Genomic DNA, 4,642 nt, shown 5'->3' with positions numbered 1-4,642 from the left:
CAGGGCCAGGGAAATCACGATTGTCTTCAACATTGTCTTTCTCCTTTGAGAGGTGCGGTTAGCAGGCTGCCTCGGGAGGTGCGGCAGCTTTGCGAATGTCCTACCGGTCGAAATTCGTCTGGAAGGGATTCGGGAAACCTTCGGCAGCGACGGGCGCAACGCCAGCGGTGACCAGGGCCAGGGAAATCACGATTGTCTTCAACATTGTCTTTCTCCTTTGAGAGGTGCGGTTAGCAGGCTGCCTGAGGGGACGTGGCAGCTTTGCAATTGTCCTACCGGTCCAAATTCGTCTGGAAGGGATTTGGGAAGCCTTCGGCCGCAACGGGCGCAACGCCAGCGGTGACCAGGGCCAGGGAAATCATGATCGTCTTCAACATCGGTGTTCTCCTTCGAGAGAGTTAGTGTTTCCGTACGCCTAGTCATATTGGGTTTGGGACCGATCGTTCAATTAACATGCGCTCACATATGCGTGTTTTTTGACCGTTCGGTCTATAACTAAACCGTGATCGCCGTGTCAGCACGAAGCACAGCGCTATGCGCTAGGAAATTGCTTCCAGCGTTCTGTCAATGATGGCTTGTAGAGCTTTTGCGGAATGACCGGCACGAGCCAGTACTCGGAGACCCATATAGGTGTTGAGTATGGACGCCGCGGTAGACCTCCGCCGCGCCTCCGACCAACGCGCTCCGCGCCGACTCTGTTTCAGCGCCACGGCAATGGCATCCTGAAGACGACTCAGCATCTTCGCGACCTTGGTTTCGACTGCAGCATCGAGGCTAGCCCGGTCGATAGCCGCATTGCATAGGAAGCAGCCGCGCCGCGCCTTATCGGACTTCACAGACTCCAGCATGGTTCGGATCTTGGTCAGTCCATCGCCGGCTTCTGGGTCGCTCAAAAACGCGATCCCCGCTTCGACCACTGTCCTGTCGTACCTGTCAAGAGTCGCAAGATAGATGCTGTGCTTGTCTTCGAAGGCCTTGTACAAGCTTCCCCGAGCGATCTGCATTGCGCCAAGCAGGTCCTGAAGCGAAGCGCCATCATAGCCCTTCTGCCAAAACACACCCATGGCGCGGTCCAACGCTTGATCGATGTCGAACTCTCTTGGGCGTCCCATTGTTCCTCTCCGAGACGACATACTGCGAATACGTGACCGACCGGTCAATATTGCAGCGCAGCAGGGTCAAGGCGTTCCGACGCCGTGACCTGACCGCGTTTGTCAAAATTGCCCGGAGATAGTGCTCGAGACCGTCAAGATCGGTCCAACGCAGCGGTGCGCCCGCGTGGAGTGCTAGGCGTGCACAAGCCACGTGATCTCGAAACCCAGGGTCTTCACGAACGAGCCGCCGGCTACAGCTTTCAGCGGATCTGGGCGCCGCCTCGCAACACGGCATCGTGAAAATACCGAAGCGTAGGAACTGCAGCAATCTTGCCACGCTTTGAGAGAAGAGTTGTCAGCGCGTTTACAATTCTGTGGTGATTCGCCATTGATCTTCTGGAACTTATCTTGCAGCGGCACCGACAGGCGGACCACGGCGCGCGATGACCTACCTGCAGAGAGCATGGCCATTCGTGGCCTTGATGCTGCTACCCCTTACGGCGGCCTATGCGATCGATAGGCTTGTGCTCGCTCCGTCGTGCCCGGACTGTCACGCGGCAAAGACAGAGAGCCTGCCCCTTTTCGACGAAACCGGGGACGGTCTGGTTCGGATACGGGCCAATAACATGACATTTCGCGCGCGCAGCGCTGGTAGCAACAATGACGCCGGCGAAGGCGTGATCCTGCTGCACGGTTTCCCCGCAACCTCGATCATGTGGGAGCCAATGCTCGCGGCCTTAGCAGAGAAGGGCTACAAGGCCATCGCCTTTGACCAGCGTGGCTACAGTCCTGGTGCGCGGCCTCGTATGGAGAACGCATACACGAAGGGCAAGCTCGCAAACGATGTTCTCGCCGTGGCCGACGCCGCTGGCTTTGAACGGTTCCACGTTATCGGTCATGACTTCGGCGGCGCAATCGCCTGGACGTTGGCCGACCGTCACCCAGAACGTGTTCTGAGTCTGACCTCGTTGTCGATGCCCCACCCTCTGGCGCTTTCCGAGGCGCTGTCCAATCCAAGCCCACAATGGCCAGCCAGCAGCTACGTTTTGTTCTATCGCTTTCCGGTAATCCCAGAACTTGTCATGGGCTTCGACCGTGCGGCATTGCTTGCACGGTGGAAGTGGGACCGGCACCCAGAACAACAGGTCGCCGAATACAGGAGCGTATTCAGCGAGCCGGGCGCGCTCCGTGCGGCGCTTGATTGGTATCGGGCTTTCGAATTTCGCTCATTGGATCCCGCGAGCCGGGTCAGGCCTCCGACGCTGTTTCTCTGGGGCGAAGAGGATCGCGCTTTCAGCCGGGCCTCAGCGATGGCAACAGGCAATTTCATGGACGGTCCCTACCGCATGCGAACGCTCAACGCGGGACATAATCTCATGCTTGACGCGCCAAAAATCGTTATCTCGGAAGTTGTCGACCACATAGAGACGGCGTTGGCCGTTCGCAAGCAGTGGACGGCTACCTTCGCGTCGAATGCCAAACACGAGGAGTCCGCCTGCAATCAAGCGGCGCCCCATTGCCTGCGTATCCAGTTGTCGCCGGAAGGCCGGACGTTCCGTATCCGCAACCAGTGCAACGATACCTACAAAGGCGTCGTGCGCATCATGTGCTCGGGATGGGCGCCCGATGCAGATGTCGAATTCCGGTTTAACCTTGGTGCCAAATCCGAGCTTGCCCAAGAGGGGATCGGCACACAGACGGCTGGCGACAATGGAACGTGCTATATCCGCCCGCGACTATGCGCAAAGGTCCTGACGCCCGTGACGCCGAGCACTGCAGGCTTTTCGCCGAATCTATAGCGCGCTTAACAGAAGCGGAATGCTGGCGACGACAAGGGCAGCACCGGCAAGCGACCGCGCAAAGTTCACGCCTGATGCCCTGCGCCGCAGCGCGGGTCCAGCGCTGGACGTCTCGATAGCTTGTGGCCGAGCTTGCAACCCTCAGGGCTATGTTATAGCGTAACGAAAAACCTGTTATAGAATAACAGTTGGGGGCAGCCGTGTTTCTTGGGCTTAGCAGGCGCACAGCCGTTCTGTGCGCGACACTTTCGTTGTTGTTCGGTGGTGCGATTGGAGCTAACGCCCAAGAGACGTCAAATGGAGCGCAAGGCGACCTCGTCGCGCAAGCCGACCAGGGTCTAAGTGACGTCTACGAGCTTCCGCCGGTCGAGGTGACCGTGGACAGCCCGATCCAGAAGCCAACTGGCGCAACGGCCTCGATAGGGGCAGCGCTGAGAACGAGCACGGCACCCGCGCGCACGAGCCGCGCGCCAGGGCCTGCTGCGAGCGGCGCAGGTAGAACATCGCGCCCTGCTTCCGCGACAGCCGTTGGGGAAACTCCCGAGCGCGTCCTTGACCTCGATACGCCCCCTGGCTTCGCCATTGTGACGGGGGATAGTTTCGTGCCCGTCACTGTCGCGACGGAACGCGAAATCCTCGCTAATCCCGGCGCCACGATTACCGACAGCATTCAGAACAAGCCAGGGATCACCGGCTCCACCTTCGCGCCTGGTACCAACCGGCCCATCATCCGTGGCCTCGACAGCTACAGGATACGCATTCAGGAAAATGGCATCGGGTCTCAGGACGTCTCGGCCATCTCGGAGGACCACGCGATTCCGATCGATCCGTCCGACGCCGATCGGATCGAGGTCGTTCGCGGGCCATCGACCTTGCGCTACGGGTCGCAGGCTATCGGTGGTGTTGTGTCTATCGACAACCAGCGCATTCCGACCTTTTTGCCTGAGCGCGGGTTTCGCGGTGTGGTCAAGGGTGGCGGAAGTACAGTCGACAGCGGCGGTGACGGGGCATTCAGCGTGACGGGAGGCACCGACGCGATCGTCCTGCATGCTGATGGCTTTAGACGCGATTACAACGATTACGATACGCCGCTCGGTAGACAGCTCAATACTTTCGTCGACAGCCGCGGCGGTGCGGTCGGTGCATCGCACGTTTGGGAGAACGGTTTTATTGGCGTGTCCGTCTCTCGGTTCGAGAGCATCTACGGCATCCCGGGTGAAGAAGCGGAGGAAGGCCGGCTGCCGCGGATTGACCTCGAGCAAGACAAGATACTGGCACGGGGAGAGTGGCTCCCCGATTCGTCCGGCATCGAAGCGGTTCGCTTCTGGTTTGGCGCGTCCGACTACGCCCATGACGAGCTCGTCCGGCAGGGCGGAGAACATGGGGAAGAGGAGCACGACGAGGAAGGGCACGAAGAAGGAGGAGAGGAGGAAGAGTTTGGCAGATTCGGGGTTGCCCAGACCTTCACCAATAGGCAACAGGAGGCACGGTTGGAGGTTCAGCACCGCCCTGTTGGTTCACGGTTTGGGCCCTTGAGCGGCGCCATCGGTTTCCAGTGGGACCACGCGGACACAAAGGGCATTGCGTTCGATGCCGACTCGCTGCTCGAACCTTTTGACGCCCAAAGCTTTGCAGGTTTTTGGTTCGAAGAACTCGAAGCCAGCCCGCGGCTCCGGCTTCAGTTCGCCCTAAGGGTCGAGGGAGCGTCAGTCGACGGAACAGGCTTCTCCAACATCGATGATCAGGAAG

The 4,642-nt window shown here is 59.5% G+C and carries 3 protein-coding genes; 2 read left to right on the top strand and 1 reads right to left on the bottom strand.

Annotation, left to right across the window (positions count from 1 at the left end; all coding sequences use genetic code 11):
• Positions 1-539 precede the first annotated feature (539 nt).
• Complete coding sequence (locus tag AC33YF_RS12890) at positions 540-1,112, bottom strand: TetR/AcrR family transcriptional regulator (RefSeq protein ID WP_491777614.1); 573 nt, start codon at positions 1,110-1,112, stop codon at positions 540-542.
• Between the two features lie 425 nt (positions 1,113-1,537).
• Here AC33YF_RS12890 and AC33YF_RS12885 point away from each other — a divergent pair, with 425 nt between their 5' ends.
• Entirely contained in the window at positions 1,538-2,893 is a 1,356-nt protein-coding gene (locus tag AC33YF_RS12885) for an alpha/beta fold hydrolase (RefSeq protein WP_491777613.1), read from the top strand.
• Positions 2,894-3,093: 200 nt separating this feature from the next.
• On the top strand, positions 3,094-4,642 hold a 1,549-nt coding region (locus AC33YF_RS12880), incomplete at its 3' end, for a TonB-dependent receptor plug domain-containing protein (RefSeq protein WP_491777612.1).

Source organism: Methyloceanibacter sp. (assembly GCF_058506495.1).
This window is presented reverse-complemented; position numbering and strand designations above follow the sequence as displayed.